Source organism: Roseibium sp. RP-7 (genome assembly GCF_053005225.1).
On sequence record NZ_JBRKQA010000001.1, the window covers coordinates 1331574 to 1350346 of the forward strand.

The 18773-nt window shown below is 53.5% G+C and carries 14 protein-coding genes, 1 tRNA gene and 2 pseudogenes; 13 read left to right on the plus strand and 4 right to left on the minus strand.

The window, feature by feature from the left end:
- Positions 1–109: 109 nt before the first annotated feature.
- From ACVDG9_RS06060 to ACVDG9_RS06080, 5 genes are read left to right on the plus strand one after another with little or no spacing between them, the layout of a single operon-like run.
- Entirely contained in the window at positions 110–2050 is a 1941-nt protein-coding gene (locus tag ACVDG9_RS06060; RefSeq protein ID WP_447237515.1) for an HAD family hydrolase, read from the plus strand.
- The gene (locus ACVDG9_RS06065; protein WP_447237516.1) at positions 2050–3198 is read left to right on the plus strand and encodes a phosphoribosyltransferase-like protein; all 1149 of its coding nucleotides are present in this window, start codon (positions 2050–2052) and stop codon (positions 3196–3198) included. The genes ACVDG9_RS06060 and ACVDG9_RS06065 overlap by 1 nt, the downstream gene beginning before the upstream one ends.
- 7 nt (positions 3199–3205) lie before the next feature.
- Positions 3206–5119: a hypothetical protein gene (locus ACVDG9_RS06070; RefSeq protein WP_447237517.1), complete on the plus strand. Its 1914-nt coding sequence runs from the start codon at positions 3206–3208 to the stop codon at positions 5117–5119.
- Complete coding sequence (locus tag ACVDG9_RS06075) at positions 5119–6228, plus strand: hypothetical protein (protein ID WP_447237519.1); 1110 nt, start codon at positions 5119–5121, stop codon at positions 6226–6228. Before ACVDG9_RS06070 ends, ACVDG9_RS06075 begins: the two co-directional genes overlap by 1 nt.
- Complete coding sequence (locus tag ACVDG9_RS06080) at positions 6225–7289, plus strand: PfkB family carbohydrate kinase (protein ID WP_447237521.1); 1065 nt, start codon at positions 6225–6227, stop codon at positions 7287–7289. Before ACVDG9_RS06075 ends, ACVDG9_RS06080 begins: the two co-directional genes overlap by 4 nt.
- A 116-nt stretch (positions 7290–7405) precedes the next feature.
- Here ACVDG9_RS06080 and ACVDG9_RS06085 read toward each other — a convergent pair whose 3' ends face one another.
- The 3 genes and pseudogenes from ACVDG9_RS06085 to ACVDG9_RS06095 form a co-directional block, all read right to left on the minus strand.
- Positions 7406–8719, minus strand: a complete 1314-nt coding sequence (locus ACVDG9_RS06085; protein WP_447237523.1) for a hypothetical protein — start codon at positions 8717–8719, stop codon at positions 7406–7408.
- 189 nt (positions 8720–8908) lie between these two features.
- Positions 8909–9115, minus strand: a pseudogene (locus tag ACVDG9_RS06090) (IS3 family transposase); the annotation flags it as partial.
- The gene (locus tag ACVDG9_RS06095) at positions 9097–10515 is read right to left on the minus strand and encodes a hypothetical protein (protein ID WP_447237524.1); all 1419 of its coding nucleotides are present in this window, start codon (positions 10513–10515) and stop codon (positions 9097–9099) included. The gene ACVDG9_RS06095 and the pseudogene ACVDG9_RS06090, both read right to left, overlap by 19 nt.
- 198 nt (positions 10516–10713) lie before the next feature.
- On the opposite strand from ACVDG9_RS06095, the gene ACVDG9_RS06100 reads away from it, so the two are divergent.
- The 3 genes and pseudogenes from ACVDG9_RS06100 to ACVDG9_RS06110 form a co-directional block, all read left to right on the plus strand.
- On the plus strand, positions 10714–12252 hold the full coding sequence (locus ACVDG9_RS06100) for a hypothetical protein (protein WP_447237526.1): 1539 nt from the start codon (positions 10714–10716) through the stop codon (positions 12250–12252).
- A gap of 144 nt (positions 12253–12396) precedes the next feature.
- The gene (locus ACVDG9_RS06105; protein ID WP_447237528.1) at positions 12397–12696 is read left to right on the plus strand and encodes a hypothetical protein; all 300 of its coding nucleotides are present in this window, start codon (positions 12397–12399) and stop codon (positions 12694–12696) included.
- An 860-nt stretch (positions 12697–13556) separates the two neighbouring features.
- Positions 13557–14738 (plus strand): annotated as a pseudogene (locus ACVDG9_RS06110) (recombinase family protein); the annotation flags it as partial.
- Between the two features lie 534 nt (positions 14739–15272).
- Here ACVDG9_RS06110 and ACVDG9_RS06115 read toward each other — a convergent pair.
- A tRNA-Ser gene (locus tag ACVDG9_RS06115) sits at positions 15273–15362 on the minus strand.
- Between the two features lie 633 nt (positions 15363–15995).
- On the opposite strand from ACVDG9_RS06115, the gene ACVDG9_RS06120 reads away from it, so the two are divergent.
- The 5 genes from ACVDG9_RS06120 (at position 15996) to ACVDG9_RS06140 (ending at position 18767) form a co-directional block, all read left to right on the plus strand.
- A complete protein-coding gene (locus tag ACVDG9_RS06120) occupies positions 15996–16595 on the plus strand; it encodes a 50S ribosomal protein L21 (RefSeq protein WP_023014642.1) in 600 nt (199 codons plus the stop codon).
- Positions 16596–16645: 50 nt separating this feature from the next.
- Positions 16646–16915, plus strand: coding sequence for a 50S ribosomal protein L27 (gene rpmA / locus ACVDG9_RS06125; RefSeq protein WP_006933726.1), 270 nt, complete (start codon positions 16646–16648; stop codon positions 16913–16915).
- 138 nt (positions 16916–17053) lie between these two features.
- Positions 17054–17659, plus strand: coding sequence for a GNAT family N-acetyltransferase (locus ACVDG9_RS06130; protein ID WP_031269624.1), 606 nt, complete (start codon positions 17054–17056; stop codon positions 17657–17659).
- A complete protein-coding gene (locus ACVDG9_RS06135; protein WP_023001686.1) occupies positions 17656–18225 on the plus strand; it encodes a GNAT family N-acetyltransferase in 570 nt (189 codons plus the stop codon). Before ACVDG9_RS06130 ends, ACVDG9_RS06135 begins: the two co-directional genes overlap by 4 nt.
- Positions 18225–18767 (plus strand): GNAT family N-acetyltransferase, encoded by a 543-nt coding sequence (locus tag ACVDG9_RS06140; protein WP_447237531.1) that lies wholly within the window; start codon positions 18225–18227, stop codon positions 18765–18767. Before ACVDG9_RS06135 ends, ACVDG9_RS06140 begins: the two co-directional genes overlap by 1 nt.
- Positions 18768–18773 lie beyond the last annotated feature (6 nt).

The following is an 18773-nucleotide window of genomic DNA, read 5'->3' on the forward strand; positions in this document are numbered from 1 at the left end:
AACAAGTACTCTGCGAACGTGTTTGGCGATATAAAAGGGGTATTGACTTCGCCTGAATATGATAGGTTGTTCCTGTTATGTTCCTTGCGATGTTTTTTTTGGGGGGGGAGTGGCAAAACCATACGAACTGGAAATGTCGCGGCTTGATGAGACTTATCGTTGGGCCTGTACGGCCGATATTCGTGTCCTGGTAAGAGCGATCAAGCATGCCGGCATATCGCCGCTGGCGGCGATAGGGTCTGGAGGGTCTCTGACGGCAGCGCAGGCGCTCGTGTCTCTGCATCAATCCTATACGGGAAAGCCAGGAATTGTGCAGACGCCGCTTGAGGCGGTGGACACCCCGTTCGAAGCCAGCGTGAGCCAATGGCTTTTGACCGCTGGAGGTACGAATGTCGACATCAACGCTGCGGCAAGGGCGCTAATAGAAAGAGAACATCGTCAAATCGCAGTTTTGTGCGGCAGAGCCAACAGTCCAATCACGCTTATCTGCGAAAAGCACCCATTCGTAGACCTCATGGTTTTTCCACCGCCGGCTGGCAAGGATGGGTTCCTGGCCACCAATTCGCTGCTTGCATTCTCAACACTTCTCGCTAGGGCTTACGTATCGGTCTTCGATCACCTCGCTTGCTGGGACGACGTTTCCAATGCGGTCGTTCCTTTTCTTAGTGAGTCTAGCGATCCAGTTCGGTTGTGGCGCGCAGCAACGGACCCTATTTGGCAACGGCCAACGATGATTGTCCTTTATGGTCCGTCCACAAGTGTTGGAGCCACAGACATAGAGTCAAAATTTACTGAGGCCGCGCTCGGGAACATTCAGCTGGCCGATTTCCGAAATTTTGCACATGGGCGGCACCACTGGCTCGCAAAGCGTGAGGAACAAACCGCAGTTTTGGCGCTCGTCGCTGAAGAAGACCGCGAGCTTGCAAAAAAAACGCTGAAACTCATCCCTGCGGCTGTACCGATCGCAAGCATTGATATTCCGGGCACCGGGCCCGCCACACTGCTAGGATCACTCATTGCTGCGCTACGCATCACCGGTTGGGCGGGGCAGGCTCGTGAAATCGATCCTGGGCAGCCTGGAGTGCCGGCGTTTGGCCGTAAACTGTATCACTTGAAGCTTCCAAAAAGAGAGCTTCAAGAGACAGCGCCAGGGGTCAACGCAGCAACAGCTGCGGCAATTCGTCGAAAAACCGGTGAGAGTGTTCGTCTCCTCCAAGAGAGGAACACCTTACGCTTCTGGCAACAAGCTCATGCCGATTTCGTGGACCGGCTGATGAAGAAGAACTTCGGCGCAGTCGTCTTGGATTACGACGGAACGATCGTTGATACACGCGAGCGATTTAGACCCCCGCGACCCGAAATTACGCGTGAGCTCCTAAGGATTGCTGACAGCGATGCCATATTGGCTGTCGCCACCGGCCGGGGTGTTTCGGTTCGTAACGACCTCAGAAGCGTTTTGCCCAATGCGCTTTGGGAGAATGTCGTGGTCGGGTACTACAATGGTGCCGTGATCGGGTCCCTAGCAGATGATGCGCAGCCAGATGGCACTGATGAGGTCTGCCCAGAACTGAAGGACTTGGCAGATGCGCTTGCCGAAAGCCATGAGCTCGCTGGCTCAGCAAACCAGACAAATCGACGCTACCAGATTACGCTCGAGCCGATCCAGTCTATGGCGGAAAATCGGCTCTGGGATATTGCACATCAGGTAGTCCTTCAAGTAGGCAACACTGACGCAGTTATCACTCGTTCGAGTCACTCGATCGACATCGTCGCAAGTGGCGTTTCGAAGAAGAATGTTGTTCGTCAGGTACATGATCTGGTGGGCGTGCGCGACATTCTCACGATCGGTGACCGTGGTAGATGGCCGGGTAACGACTACGCACTCCTAAGCACTCCCATGGGGCTCAGCGTTGACGAAGTAAGTGTGGACCCGAGCAATTGCTGGAACCTCGCCGAACCCGGACAACGTGGGATCACAGTCACCCGTATGTATCTCAGCGCATTGGATCTCGCTGAAAATGGCCTCCGATTTCGAAAGGGGGCGTTGTAATGAACGAAGACCTGGGCTTAAGGATTCTCAGCGAGATCATGCAATGGAGTGACGACGAGGCCCGAAAGGAGTTTCGTTGGCTGCGTTTGATGGCTCGCTTGAAATATGACGGCTATCGAGACTTCCAGGCAGGCATGCGATTTATTGAAAGTCTCGCCACTTGGTTGCAACAGTTTGCCACAGCTGAACAGCGAAGGACGGCCTATGAGTTCGTGCGAAATGCGATCGTGTATATCGGCCCGAGCGAAATGCAAAGACTTGTTGAACAGATGTATCCGAAGTTCGTTCGAGACCGTTTGGTTCGCATGGTTGCCAATGAACAGGGTATTCCACCTTACAAGGTCTACTCCGATCAGGATGCAAGAAGTGCCGTCGAAAGGCTGCGACGCCAAACATTGTTTATGGGTCTCAGCGATGGAGCCCGGATCGACGGACTGAGACACTGCAATGTTGGAGTGTTAAACAACGAACAAATGGTTGTCTCAACTCAGCTCGATACGGACAAATGGCAAGACCTACTTAGCCAATTGGGAGAGGCCGTTGGCGATTCAGATGCGAGGTTTCGGCTTGTCTACCTGATCGACGATTTCATGGGCAGTGGATCGTCGTTCCTTCGATACAACGAAGAGAAAAAGAAATGGTCAGGCAAACTGAAAAAGTTCAAAGAATCGATCTTCCATGCCGAGGAGCAACTCGGAGGCCGAAAGATCTTTTCCGACGATTGGCAGCTCTGCATTCATCACTATATAGGCACGTTTGCGGCCTCCCGGACAGCGATAGAGCGTGAACAAGAGGCACGATCAGCGTTTCAGACCGAAGGCTGGGCATCAGAAGTTCATTTCTCGTTCGGAACGATCCTGCCCGAAAATCTGCCGATAAATGCTCCCGGAAACAATTTCGATGAATTCATTGAGCTGACTAACATCTACTATGACCCTGCCATTCGAACGAAACACACAGACGTCGGAGGGGTAACGCATTTGGGGCTGGGCTATGCCGGATGCGCGTTACCATTAGTTTTGGATCACAACACTCCAAACAACTCTGTGGCTCTGCTTTGGGCGGAAACCAAGGGCGGGGAACGGGAAGGTGGCGTGATAGCACCACCGATGAGTCCGCTTTTCCGCCGCCGCCAGAGACACATATAGGTGCGACTTGGTAAATCCATTTGAAAAACGTGCAACCGAGTATTTGCTGCAAGATGAGGCCTTTCTGGCTGTCGTTACACCAGAACCATTATCTACGTTTTTCAAGAAGCCGGCGAAGGAAGGAAAACTCTACGACCGGCTAGCCATGGTGATCGGGACACCCGGAAGCGGGAAGACCACTCTCGCACGATTGTTCAAATTTTCAACGCTACAGGTCTTGCTTCGGAATCGTGGATTTGAAACTTACAAGACCCTGATCGACGGGCTCACTTCTTGCGCTGCAATTCGTGATGGCAGGCCAGCGGTCATAGGTTGTCGGATTTCACTCGAAAGCGAATATCGCGAGTTCTGGGAATTTCCGTATCCGGACAGCTTGAAGTCTTCGTTGACAGTCGCGCTGCTCCAAGCACGGGCGGTGTTGGCGTGGCTCCGTGATGCGCAGGCGGCCGGCATCAACCTTGATAACATCGAGATCGTCGCCCGGCCCGACGCCGAAGCTGCCCTTGAAGCTATTGGCGGTGCGAACGGTGTTGGTCTGCAACGTCGCGCCCGTGAAATGGAAACTGCAATTTACGAAATCTCCGCCGCCCTTGTTCCTCCAGATATTGATGAGGTCGAACAAAATGCAGCGGCAGCAGCGTATAGACCGTTGGATGTCATAGACGCATTTCGGATCAAGGATGGGTCTGGAGACCTCCAACTCATTCCCTTGGTCGTCTTCGACGATGCGCATTTCTTGCACCCGAACCAGTTACTTGCCCTCCAAAGATGGCTTGCTCGCAGAGAATTGCGGGTGGCGCGATGGATACTATCCCGCCTAGACGCGTTGGCGCCGGCGGATGTCCTCATCGAGGGACAGAACGTCTTTGACGAGAGTGAGCCCGGCCTGAAGCGTGCACGTGAGATCACCACCATTTGGATGCAAAGCAGCGAGGGGAGGTCGAGTCAGCGGCGAGCGTTCCGCAAGATGGCGAAGGACATGGCCGGCCGATATCTCAGCCAGATGGATGTCTTCAACCGTCGAGGCCTCAACACGCTTGGCGATCTTCTCTCGACGCATGTCGACGACCTTCCACCTTCAAAGGCCGACAGGCTTGCGAAAAAAGTTGACGCAATTCAGCGACGAAATTCGATCACCGCAGAGCGTCGAGATGTACTTGAACAGGAGGTTGCCGAATACCTGGCGAAAAGCGGTGAGCCTTCTAACGATCTAAGGCTGGCGATGCTCGCCATACTTCTCGAACGATATGCAAACCGAGTCCCTCAGCGCGGTCTCTTCGAGGAGGAGTCTGATTTCGAACCTTCTCGACCTGTGACAGCCAGCGCGGCGATCGCCGACGGTGCGAAGATTCATCTGCTGCACCAATTCGATCGACCATACTACTACGGCATCGACTCGCTTTGTGACGCCAGTTCGGAGAACGCAGAGCAGTTTCTTCATCTTGCGGCACGGCTCGTCGCACAATCGGAAACTCAGTTGATACGGTCCAAGGCGCCGACACTTACCAGTCAAATCCAACACAACCTATTGCGCGATCGCGCTGCGGAGATGATCCGCGAATGGGACTTCCCGCTCCATCATCTTGTGAAGCGGTTGTCGCATGGGATCGCCGACCAGTGTATTGAAAAGAGCCTGGAGGGCAACGCATCGCTGAATGGGGGGGCGAACGCGTTCGGAATCCCCCAGGAAGAATTCGACCAGATTCCAAAGTTGCAGCCGGATCTCGCAAAGGTTCTTCAGTTCGGGGTCGCCTACAACGCCTTTGTCCTAATTCCGAACCATAGTACGAAAAACAAGCTCTGGTGCCTCGTCGAACTATCCGGTGTCCTTCTCATCAAAAGCGGATTGACCCTAAAAAGGGGAGGATTTCTCGAACGACGCGTGGATGACCTCACTCGTTTGCTAGGCGAGGTCAAATAATGGCGCATGGTTGGCGATGGGATCCGTGCGTATCGCACGATGGCTCAGAAGCCGAGGGTTTCGCTTCCGAGTACTTTTCACTGCCTGGGCGCAAAACGCTTCTAATCGCGGGTGGAGGATTTGACCCGCGCGCAACCCAGATTGCCGAACGCTTGGCTGCTGCTGATGCCGATGTACAAGCGCTGTTCATCAGAGAAAACAGGCCTAATCCAGACTCAGAGCTAACTCGTCGAGCTGAGAAGAACATTGAGAAGCTTCAGACGTTGATCCCGTCGAACGATATAGTACCAGTCGAAATATTCGGTGCCGATGGTGCGGTGGTTGGTGGGCGCAATGTAGCACTCATCGTATCGCGTCACGACCTGAGCACAATAACAGACGTCGTCGTCGACATCAGCGCCCTTTCTGTAGGTACGGCATTCCCATTGATCAGATTGTTCGTCGAAGGTATTGATCGCGGGAAGAGGCAACAAAACCTGCATTTGTTCGTGGCGCATGACCCTAACCTTGACGCACAGATATCCTCTGTGGCGAGCGATGTCCCAGGATATGTTCATGGATTCAAGGGCGGACTGACACTCGACTCTGCCTCGAGGGCAGCGAAGCTATGGTTGCCACAACTCGCAAAGGGACGACAGCAGGCGCTTTCTCGAGTACACGATTTTGTCGCCCCGCACGACACATGTCCAATCCTACCTTTTCCGGCGCGTGACCCGCGCCTCGGAGATCTGCTGGCAGAGGAATATTTGGGAGAATTCGAAAGCGGTTGGTCAGTCGATGCCCGTGACGTCGTGTACGCGGATGAACAGGATCCCCTGCACCTCTATCGAACAATTCTGCGCTTGGACGATTTGCGCAAGCCAGTGTTCCGCGATGCCGGGGGGTCGATCTTGGTTCTTTCTCCGCTGGGTAGCAAAGTCATGTCCCTCGGTGCTTTGATGGCAGCCCTCGAACGAGATTTACCAGTCGCTTACCTCGAATCGATAGGGTATGATTTCGACGCATCCGCGGAACTTGTTTCGCCGACGCCCCATATCATTCATGTCTGGTTGGAGGGAGAGGTCTACCCGCAGCCGCGCCCCAGGCTGAAGAAAGGACACACCCCATGAACCGTCCAGAGGAAAGGCCGAAGATCTTTGGCACGGGCTTGATTGCGCTCGATCTTGTAATTGGGCTCGACAGTGAAGCGCCAGTGCACTCGTGGACCGGGGGGACATGCGGCAACGTTCTCACTATAATGAGGTACCTTGGTTGGGATGCTTACCCGATCGCAAGAATGAATGGTGATCCTGCGTCGGAACGTGTTCGGGCGGATATGATCAAGTGGGGAGTGAAATTGGACTTTACCAATTGTGCCCCGACTGGCCACACACCGATCATAATTCAGCAGATTAAGCGGGGTCGCGACGGATCTCCGACACACCGGTTCCTCTGGACGTGCCCAAACTGTGGAAAGCGTCTACCGAGCTACCGGCCCGTAACGCAGCATGCAGTGGACGATATCACCCTCGCACTACCGGGCTCCTCTGTTTTCTTCATGGATCGGCTATCGAGAGCTGCATTAACGCTCGCAGCGGAAGCGGCGCAAAATGGTGCCGTGGTTCTGTTTGAACCTTCCGGAAAATCCGATGAAAAGCAGTTCGCGGAAGCGATGAAGATCGCACACATTGTGAAGTACTCGGATCAGCGCCTATCCGAGGCGGGTAGCGCTATGACCGACTCAAGTGCCACTTTGGTCGAAATTCAGACGCTTGGCTCAGAAGGTCTACGGTACAGACACCGTCTCGACGGGAAAATTTCCGAGTGGAGCATCTGTCCTGCTTTCCCTGCACCAAACCTTGTTGACACTTGTGGCTCAGGAGACTGGTGTACGGCTGGCATTCTAGCTCTAGGCGCCACACAAGGACTGTCAGGACTTCAGAAAATGGGCGCTCAAGGTTTGGCGAAAGCACTTCGCTATGGTCAAGCTCTTGCCGCTTGGAATTGCGCCTTTGAAGGCGCCCGGGGTGGTATGTATTTAGTGGAACCTCGAGAGTTCCAAAACCAAATCAAAGCGATAATGAATGGTCGACCGGTATTACGCACCGTAGTTCGCCATGAATCAGCAGAGCCGTCTGTCGCTTGCCCGGCATGCCCGCCTAGAGCTGAAGGTCTTCGATCAGTGTCTTGACACGTAGCTATCGCATTCTCTCGTAACGTGTAGCTCTTATGATGATCGGAATGTCGCTTTTCAATCCTTCCTGAAGTCAAAACCCGTGAACAGAGCTAATTTATGAACGCGGACAATCAGGGGAGCAGGTCATCATCTACAAAACATCCTGTTAACACACACGACGCTGTAAGAGACGGCACAACCACGTGAACCTTAATTGGATCTGATTTATAAACAGTTCTATCGTAACTCTTCAGTTCCAAAAATAGTTCATAGTAACTACTTTTTTCACTCCTTAACATTAGTGCAGTACGAAAATGCGAGTTGTTCCCATCGATGCGATAGTCAATTTTGTGTGATATTTGGTAATCGCTAGATTGCACTTGCAGATCAACAATACGGCTTTCATCAAATTCAATATAACCTCCACCTACGCCGGGCGTCGGGCTAATGAATGCTTTTGAGCAGAAATATGATTTATGCTCAGAATTGGAGGAAGCTTTTTCCCGCGCAGTTAATCTGCCATAAATTATTACGTATTCTTGGTCCAAACGGGGATCCACCCAGTCAGCACCATTCTTCTCTGCCCAAATATCGTACCCATCCGGTTTGGACATATGCTGACCGATTTGTTCAGGTGCATCAATGCCTACGCTTACTAATAGGTTCCAGTATTTCCTGAATTGAAAATCAGGAACATTTTTAGCAATAGCACCAGAAACATCGACAACCGCAGTTGTTGTTAAATCAATACGGTCGACACCGAATTTGAAATCATCAAAATCCAATTTCTCAATATCGGCGGCATTGTAACAAGAACTGATATCCGTTTCAGTAGAAACGTTGAACTCGATCTTTGCCACAATTTCTTTATGAACGCTTTCGTTTATCAAAAATAAACTAGCGAAATCCACTGATCTTGAAAATATTTGCACATATGGGTAAGCGTCAATATTAGATTCGTAGACGTCTATTATGATCTCTGTAATGTCGACAACACTGCCTTTTTCTCCCACTAAAAGATCGAAAATAGGAAATCCTAACAGCCAACCCAATGACCCTTGTTCTGGCGCATAGTATCCGTCTTCGGCTGCGACCTGGTAAGGTTGACCGTCAATTTCGCCATTGCCACTTGGTCCGCCTGTGGGCTCAAAACTTAAGCCATTGAACTCCGGGCCTATTAACACGCTGGACGAGTAACCTGAAACTAATCGGTCCAATTCAATTGGCTTTGATTTGAAAAGAGCACCAATTGACGGTGATGTTGGGTCTGCGGCGCGGATTGCTACGTTAACAAAATGATTTCCAGGAGAGCAAATCTCAAATCCAATACATTTTGTGACAACAAATTTGGCTATTTTGTCAATGTCACCGAGAAGAGCGGCAAAGGTCGCAATTGCTGCTGCAAAAATTCCAATCGCGGCACCTTTCACAATCCGTTGGCTCATTTCCACTCCGATACCATGAGTTGCGCAAGTGATAGTGGCGTAATTCGGATTGCAGTGTACCATTTATTTTAGAGAGGACTTAGCCTGGCTATTGAATTATTGACAATCCCGCAACCTACCCGTCTGGTTTATTCTATCCTATTGAAAAATATGGCTGAAATGATTTGCCTTTGAGAAGCTAGGTTCTCAGGTCACAAAGTCGAGGGACCAGCGCTGATTGGCGGCTTGTGGAACAGTCAGGAGCGCTCGCGTGCCCAAAGCTTATTTCCGGCCGCCGCGCTTGCGCAACGTGAGACGCTCTTCCCGGTAGATCTTCTTATAGTTGGCCTCAATGCCTTCGCGCTCCAGCAGGATGTGTAGCCGGCGATATCGGCCTATCAATCGTCGACGGAAGGCTCTTTAGTAGACTGGCTTTCCGCCTCAAAGAGATCTTGTAGCGTCGGCGCTGGCTTATCGGCGTCAGTGATCCTAGTTTGGGACCATAAGATCGAGTGCTCATAAACGGAGCTGCATTGCCATTCCCCATTTTCCTGAAACCAATGCTGTGCTTCCGGCATCAAATCGAAAGGAATAGGATGATGAGCGAAGGGGTTATGGAAGACCTCCATTTCCGCGGTCCATGGCTCATAACCGTGTGGCCATAGGCCGCGATACTCGTCACTCGTGACGTCTAGGCAGAAGAGTATGCCTTCCAGTGCGCCGGGAGACCTATCGAAGAACTTCCCCATCCTCGTATATCGGAAGCCGCTTGGAGCACCGCCGCCTGAAATCGCGACTCTGTTGAGCTTGGCGATGGAGCAAGCGTTTGAAAAAATGACGGCCGAAAGCTCCGCGTGGCGATCGTTTGCAAAAAGGCCCGCCGGAAATTGCGCAGGGCCAAGCAACGTCTCCGTATTCATCGGCACTGCTTGCGGCCGGCCATTTACGTTTGCCACCGTCGCACCCGCCCCATGCAGGTAACCTATTAGCCCTTCTCGGCTCCACATCATTGAGCCCGAGGCGTGAAAATCGGCTATAGCCAGCACGAACGGTTTACCGGCGACATGGGGCAGCTGATCGTAGCGCTTGTCTAGCTTGTTGCCGATCGTTTTCGCGAAGCGCAGAGCAGCCCCGCCGAAGAAGATCTCTTCGCTTTTTGTCGGAATGTCGGCAAAGGGCGCGTTGACGTGATTATAGGGTGCTGATGGATTTGCCGTGACCGCCTCCACCCAGGCTTCATCACCGAAGCGGTTCTCGATTCGAAAATCTGGCGATTCAAATGGCTGCTCGACGAGGAGGCCCTGTTCCCGAAATGAGGCAAGCAGTTGGGCCTCCCATATACGGGTATGGAAATTTGTCGTCTGGCAGTCGCTGACCCAGTTTCGATCAGGTCTCGGCATAGCGAGGTAGAGCTGATTGAGCGCCCATGCAGCTGGCTGCCGCGCTGGTGTTGCGAGCATCCGAAAAACATCACTTGGCTCTCTGCCTCCGAGGTCAAACAGTGGTGGTCGCTTGATGACACCAGAAGGCAAAGGTTCGGGCGGCAGTCCCTCTGCCAGAAGTGGTTTCATAGCTTCAGTGGCGGCACCGATTGAGGCGAAGCCACTTTCTCGTCGGGTAGTGACCCAGACAGAATCCTGTCGCCGCCGCATCAAAGTGATGCCAAATGTCTTGTCCGTTGCAAGTCGGGTGACAATTCCGCAGCCTTGATTGTCCGAACCCATCCATGCGGCAACCGGAGTCTGTTCCCCGAAGTTATGTCCTCGAGGAAGCGACAAGGCGTAGAAATCAAATTCCCACTGCGGAATTTCGCGCATTCAATCTCCTGTTTGCGTGCCAGCGGCTTTAAGGTTCAAAGGTACATTATATAGCGGCTCGATAGCCCCGAAAGTGAGACCTGTTCTGACGATCACTGGACAAATATGGGTAGAGAAGACCTCAATAGCGATGCAGTATTTTAGGCTACTTTAAGGACAAAGTTGGCGCAGTCGCTCTCAATACGAACGGAGAGAATTTTGAGCGAAAGAAGGGTAATTGTTGGAGCGGAGGCAAGAGCTGTCATCGAACAACAGTTGGCTGCACACGGCAATGGCATACTCTCCGTTCTCGGCAAATATCGGCGCGATGATGCCGTGGCCGCATGGCATGAGACGATCCGAGCTGTCGAGGAGTTCATCAACCTTCCGAAATTTGGGATTGACGACGATCGGCTCCGAGATTGGTTGTGTGCTATTCGATTGGATGATGCGTTTGTCTCCGACTCCTTCCCGACATTGGCGGCCGTGCAGCAGGCGCTCGCGCCTCATCTCGGTCCCTCCGTTATCTCTCGCTTCACGCGGGTCATGCTCTACTCTGGCGCTATGCGCCGGGCCTTTGCCGCGCATGGCTGGGATGCTCGTAGTGCAGCCATAACGCTCGATACGATCGGAGAGGCTACCGCTTACTTTCAGTCGCGGCGACGGCACTTCGTGTCACTGCTTTATACGATGCCCTATGCATGTACCGGTTCGCTTGTTCTCAAGCCCTACGAGGCTCTAACCGTTTTCATGCCGCAGGTCGAGCATAGCTGCATCGCAATCACCGGCTTCCATCAAAAACTTGCGCTGCTAGAGGCCATCCCGGACTTCAGTCTAGAGACCGACCAAGTCGGCGTCATGGCGAGCCATGGCTTCGAAACCCTGGACGACTATTTTCTCGAACCGGAACGCGCATCGATCCATGTGATGGCCGAGCTACGGGGCGACCAGTTCACGATCCCCGCTATGGAGCCGCTGGATCGAAAGAAGATTTTTTCAGCCGCGGAGCTCCGGAACAACGTCAAGCTGATTGGTGCGACTTACGAAGCATTCGGCCTGAAGGATTCCGATTTTTCCACAATGGGCCTGCTGGTGGTCGCCTTCGCGCGCCAATGCCGCGACGACTATTACGTTGAGATCAGAAAGGAGAAGTTTCGCTCGATGCTGCACGCACAGTCGCAGCTAGACCCCTCCGAACTTGAAACACTCCTTGTCAACAAGCCATCGGACTACGCGACGAACACGAATTCCTATCAGCCCTTTCTAGATCTTGGAGATAGGATCGTCTCGAATGTCAATCTGCTATCGCGGTTTCTCTATGCGTTTAAGAATGTTCACCTAGGCAGCCGACGGCGCTTTCAGATCCACGCGGGTTTCATCTTCGAGGACATGGTGAAACGCGATCTCCAGCGCATGGGCTTTTTCGTGACGGGCATCAAACGGATTAACCGCAAGGAATTCGATGTCGTCGCCACACGCGGCGGTGTGATATTCAACATTCAGTGCAAAAACAACTGGATCGATCTCTCGAAGGTTGAGGCTGATAGGACACTGTACGTCCGGTATAACCGGTCTCTGACGAACTATTATGCGCGTGCACTCAAGAAGGAACGTAGTCGCGAACATTTGCTTAAGCAGGAATTGGGCATGGATGAGGTCGTGCATTATGTGGTCAGCCGTTTTCCTGTAATCGGCGCCGACCCTGCGGTGATCAACTACAATCAAATCGATCGGCTTCGTTTCGCCGCCCCGACCTAACCCAGACACTTGCGCGGATCGAGACCATCAACCCTCTTCTCGAACAGGCGATGCCAGCGACGTGAAGGTTTTCAGAAGTGATCGAGGGCATTCACAGATCGCAGCGGACCGCTGTTGCGGTATAAGGGATGGGAGAAATCTGTTGTGACAACAAGTAGAGAAACTGTCGTGGCTGCCATCGACCGCATCCTAGACGGTGTGGATCGCAGTCTGGTCACGGTCCTAGTTTCGGATCCTAGAGAGAGCCTGCTGGAGTACACAGACCGTTGGGACGCAGCCGTTGAAAAAGGCGGCACAATCGTCGTCGTCGAATGCGATCCGGTTGCGGTTCTGGTTCGGTCCGGAACCGGTGGAACTTCTAACGCGACCTACAGGGACCCGAAGGACCTTGTTGAGATCTCGGACCTCGGTGTGAGCTTTCGTTTGAACGAGTTGTGCATCTGAAACGACGTCGCCTAACGGGCCATCTCGTTGGCTGTCATGGGTGGCAAGGATTTTGCGCGGGTGCTCTGTCGAACCCGGAACTCGAACTGGTGAACGGGCAAGCCTGCCCAAGCGCAATCGAAATAGGTAAACTGTTGGAGCGGCGCCGAATCCTTTGGGGGGGGGCTAAAGGAATCCTTCGCTCTTGCAGTCGGTTCATAGGCGAACGCTAGCGCCTTCAAGGATTAATGCAATTAGACAACTGTCGCTGAGTTGGTGAGGATTCTCAAGCCGCACGTATTAACCATGCCTTTTTTTAATTTACTTAAACTAGGAGGAAGATACATAAAATATGAAGTATATTTTGACTGACTTCAAATTGATTGTTGGGTGGCGATTGAATGCCTTCCGGTATGCGTAAGAATTGAATCCCAGTATTGGAATTCAGGAAAAGAATTAAATCCCTAATTTTTGCAAAACAAGTAAAATAAGTAAATATTATCCGAATACTATTTTATCCTCATCTGAATAAATACTTGACTCTTTGGTCGTTTGTTAGTGCTCTTTACTCCAGAAAGTAGTTCAGGAGTGTTCAGCGATGGCGAGTCCGAGTAATCCAACTTCGCAGCAAGCGAACGCTGTAACTGACCAAGGAACCAGGCCCCGGCGAAAAACCGGCCGTCCTTCTGGCGCGCGTGGTCGGTGTATTGCGCAATTGCGAGTTACATCACGCGGCCGCAAGCGCGGTTGCATGATTTTTTCAGTAAATTCGAAACATCGGTTTGACCAGCTTCAGATATCGGGGAAGGAGCTGGACACGACATTTGAAATTTTCAAGGAGCTTATCAGCGACTGCTTTGAAGATCAGGAGGGGAAGGTAGATGACTAAGTCAGCCACTAATATCAGTCGCGGAAAGTACGCGCGGACCTCCCAATTGCGAGAATTGTATCGCACGGGTTCTGGCAGAACATCAGAGGCCGGCGAAACCTATTCAAAGAACGCGGTCGGCTATGTCCGTGTGTCTGGAGAGAAAAGCGCCAAAAATTATATTTCCATTCCAGATCAAAAGGACCGGATCAGAAACTATGCGATAAAAAATGGCTTGAATCTCATTGGATTCTACGAAGAACCAGCGCGCTCAGCAAAAAACGATCACCGTCCGCACTTTCAAAGAATGATCGAAGACGTGCTGACCGATGGCGCTGACGTTTCCGTCATCATCGTCTATCACACGAGCCGATTTGCCCGAAGAAAGAAAGATTTTATAATTTACCAGGATAGGCTTCAAAGCAAAGGCATCCAAATCGTAAGCACGTCCCAGGAATTTCCAAAAGGTCTGAGCGGGCTCCTTGCTGAGCAGATGTCGATCACGTTTGATGAATACCTATCTCGCTTGACGGCCTACAATGTTCGAAATGCTAAAATGAAGTTGGCGAAAGATGGTTTCTGGCCAGGAGGCGCGTTGCCTTATGGCTTTACGCTTGCCCCGGCGCAGGATTCTAATGGAACGTTTCGCTCCAAGCCGGCCATTGATCCAATCAGGTCGCAGTGTGTGAAGTTGATTTACAGATTGTCCCTTTACGGTGATGGCAATTCGTCGCCATTGGGAATCAAAGCTATTGTTTCTTACTTGAATGAAAGAGGCTACCGAACCAAAAAGGGAAATAACTTTAATACCAATTCAGTTCACAGGATCCTGACAAACCCAGCCTACTGTGGGGAGCTTCTGTACAACAAGGCGCCGGCTGAGGATGGCTTTGTAGAAGACCGGACTTTAATCATAATTCCAGCAGAACCGATAATTGAAAGAAGCCTTTTCGAGCGGGCGCAAGCCTTGTTGATGGCACGCGATCCAAAAATGGCCGCGGCCAAAGCGATCAGCAGCCCGATGCTTCTCGCTGGTATTGCACAGTGTCATTGTGGAGCGGGGTTAACGCTTCGGACGGGCACCAGTCACACACAGAAAACCTACCGCTATTATCACTGCGGGGCAGCAATGAGAAAGGGCTCTCAGGAGTGTGACGGGGTTAGTTTGCCCGAAGCAGTGTTAGATGAGGCGGTGATGGAAGCCGTCCTCGATCAAGTCCTTGCGCCCAAGCGGATGGCTGACATGCTCAATCTTCTGTTGGAAAAAAGGGTTCAGGAGAACGCAGATGCCTCCCAGCACATCCCTACTTTAAGACAACGGGTAAAAGAAGCGGAGCGGGCAATTGAAAACCTTCTTAAGGTTGCCGCCCAAATGCCAAAAATTCAGCTTGATCCGGTTTTTCTCGCGCAGTTGGAGAACGCACAGGGAGATGCCGAGCAAGGTAGGAATTTGCTGAGAGAAAAGCTTGCGCGCGTCGATGAAACGGCAGCACCCACCCGACCTCAAATTGAGACGTTCTGCGCTAGGATGAGAGAACGATTGAAAAGGGAAAACAAAAGTGTCGCCAAGACCTATCTCAGGGCGATTATTTCGAGGGTCGTGGTCGAAGGAGACGAAATATCGATATATGGAGCGAAGGAGGTTCTTGAGCAGGGCGCTCTCAAGCAATCAGAAGAGGAAGACCCGGACCCAACGGGATGTTCCGAGGTTCGTACATATATGAGTGAATGGCGGAGAGAGAGGGATTCGAACCCTCGGTACGGTTACCCGCACAACGGTTTTCGAGACCGCCCCGTTCAACCACTCCGGCACCTCTCCGCGGTACTTGCGATAAACGGGTCTCAAGTGGCGCGGAACATAGACACACTCTGCGCGCCCTGCAAGCCCGGAAATGAGTTCTTTTTTCAGTTTGTGGATTGGGGCTGTTTTTGCCCGGTTTGTCTGCTTCCTGGGCGCGAATTGACCGCCTGCAGACGTATTCGCGCGACGCGAAAAGCGGTCTGCAGGGAGCTCGGGGCAGGGGAGGAGGGAACACCATGGAGATTCGGATTGACCGGATGTCGGCTTGCCCCGATAACGGCCGTCAACGCCGATTGGCGTATCCCTGTTTGCGGGAATCGTGGTGACCACGAGAGAAACGGCCGCGAATGCGAGGGCGCCAGGGAAACGAAAACAAGCGGTTTTGCGGCAGAAAGGCCAGATTTCCGTTTGACAACGAGAACCGGCCGACTATATTGCGCGGGCTCGAAAAGGTTCGCTTTTTCGAGTTATGTTTGTCGTTCAAGGCCTGCCGGGCTTTAAAAGCTTCACGCTCAACCCGACACAAAGACTTGTCAGCCAGGGTCAAGACCTGGAGAGACAGGCGCCTCGGTTCGACCTGAAAAGCAGCCGGTTCGATGGTTTAACAGCCCGTTCCGGTGTGTCAAAAACGAAAAGAAGGACGTGCGAGACATGTTCGCAGTGATCAAGACGGGTGGCAAGCAGTACACTGTTGCCGCCGATGACCTCCTGAAGGTCGAAAAGCTCGATGCCGAAGCCGGCAGCACCGTCACCTTTGAAGAGGTTCTGATGGTCGGCAATGGCACCGACACCACCGTTGGCGCTCCGCTTGTCGAAGGCGCAACCGTGGTTGCCGAAGTGGTCGAACAGGGCCGTAACCGCAAGGTTATCATTTTCAAGAAGCGCCGGCGTCAGAATTCCCGCCGCCGCAACGGCCATCGTCAGGCTTTCACCCTCGTGAAGGTGACCGATATCCTGACCGGTGGTGCAAAGCCGGCCAAGAAGGCAGCGCCGAAGAAGGCAGCGCCGAAGGCTGAAGAAACCGCTGAAGCCGCACCGGCTGCAGCAGAAGGCGCCGACGACCTGAAGAAACTCGATGGCGCCGGTCCGGCAGCTGTGAAGAAGCTGAACGAAGCAGGTATCACCACCTTCGCTCAGATCGCAGCAATGTCCGCTGACGACGTCGCACGCGTTGAAGAAGAAACTGGCCTGAAAGGCAAGTTCGAACGCGGTAATTGGGTTGAGCAGGCCAAGGAACTGGCTGGCAACTAAGCCGCCGCTCCCGAACCTAAAAAGTATTCGAAGAACGAGGAGTTCTAACGATGGCACATAAAAAGGCAGGCGGCTCGTCCCGCAACGGCCGCGACTCAGCTGGCCGCCGTCTCGGCATCAAGAAATTCGGCGGGGAAGCTGTGATTCCCGGCAACATCATCGCGCGTCAGCGCGGCACTACCTGGCACCCGGGCACCGGCGTTGGTATGGGCAAGGACCATACCATCTTCGCAACCGTGGAAGGCAAGGTAGAGTTCCAGGCGAAAGCCAACAAGCGAACCTACATTAACGTGCTCCCGGTAGCGGAAGCAGCGGAGTAAAGCCGACGTGAAGTTTCGAAACGCCGGCGTCCCGTAAGACCCCGGCAATTCGAGACAGGTCAGCAATCCGACCAGTCAAGATCCAAGGGGGAGATGGGGCGCCATCTCTCCCTTGATTTGTTTTGGCTGGAGGAAAAGATGGTTGTTGAAAGTGACGGTTTATTAGACGAAAGCAGTCTGGCTGCGGCCCCATTGCCGCAGGAAGCGGTTCGTGTGCGGCTCGACAAGCCGCGTATGGACGATTTGGCCGATATGGTGTTTCTGGCCAACAACAAGAAAGTGGCGGCAAACCTTTCCACCATGCCGCATCCCTTCGCATTGGACGATGCCCGGGCGCTGGTCGCCAAGGCCGCGATCAACCAGCCCCGTTCTGCAAGCTTTGCCATCCGCCTGAAGTTAACCGGCCGGCTGATCGGCATCGCGCGGTATGCCAATGTCGAGCCCGGCGGTCCGGTGCATGTCGGCTATTGGCTGGGTGAACCCTTCTGGGGCCAGGGTCTGGCGACAGAGGCGGTGCATGCACTGGTCGACCATGCCTTCACCTATCATGACATCGGCGAGCTGCAGGGGTCGTGCAGGGTCACCAACCCGGCATCGCGCCGGGTGCTCGTCAAATCCGGATTTCAGTATCGCGACCAGGCCATGATCCGCTCTCTCGGGGCGGGGGGCTCGGTGCCCATCGAGCGCTATACGCTGGAGCGGGCTGTCTGGAAGTCATTGAAAAGATGGGGGCAGGGACGATGAGCATGTTGCCTGAGCTGAAAACAAGACGCCTGATCCTGCGGCCGATCGAGATGTCGGACGCCGAAGCCATGGTTGCGCTGGCGGGCAAGGATTTCGAGGTCGCCCGCTGGATGACGTCGTTCACCTGGCCTTATGAGGACGGGGCTGCGGAAGCATTCCTGAAGACGGTGGTCGGCAAGGATCCGTTCGAGACCGAAGCACTGTTTGCCATTACGCTCGGTGGGGTATTCATCGGGGTGGTTGCCATAGAACCGCCGGGTGACCTGGATGATCTGCCGAACCTGCCGACACTCGGCTATTGGCTCGGCCGGGCGTTTCAGGGGCATGGCTATGCCAGCGAGGCTGTAGAGGCTGCTCTCGCCTGGGCATTCGAAGCCTTTGAGACGGACGCCATAGCCGCGCGCGCCTTTGAGGACAACTTCCGCTCCCGCGGTCTGCTGCGGAAAATGGGTTTCAAGCCTTACTCCATGACGGAACGTTTTTCGAAGGCACTGGATCGCAGGGTTTCCAACGTGATTGTCCGCCTGGCGCGCACCGATTTCGATGCCCGCAAGGAAGCGGCCTGATGTCGCCCGTTCTGAAGACCGAGCGTCTGGTCCTTCGAGCCCCGCGCCCGGAGGACCTGGACCGCTGTGCCGAGCTTCTGGGGGACTACGAAGTCGCCAAGATGCTGTCGCGGGTTACCTACCCTTACGATCTGGAGCAGGGCCGGGCTTATCTGGCGCTGTCTGTCGAGCGCTGGTCGACATGGCAGGAGGCGGAGGAACTCGGTTTCCAGATCGACTGCGAGGGCCTGATGATCGGTGGCATCGGCTTCAAAAAGTTGCGGGAGACCCCGGAGATCGGCTATTGGCTGGGGCGCGCCTATTGGGGCAAGGGATATATGAGCGAAGCAGTGCAGGCGGCGGTCGCCTGGCTGTTCGGCGATACGGATCACACGTTGGTCGCCTGCGAAGCCATGACAGAGAACCCGGCTTCGCTCGGCGTTGCCCGGAAATTGGGTTTCCGGGAAGTTGGTGAAGTGGGCTGTGCCAGCGTGTCGCGAGGCTGTACGATGCCCGCCATTCGCACCGAGCTGACACGAACAGACTTTCTGAACGGCCATTGATCCGAT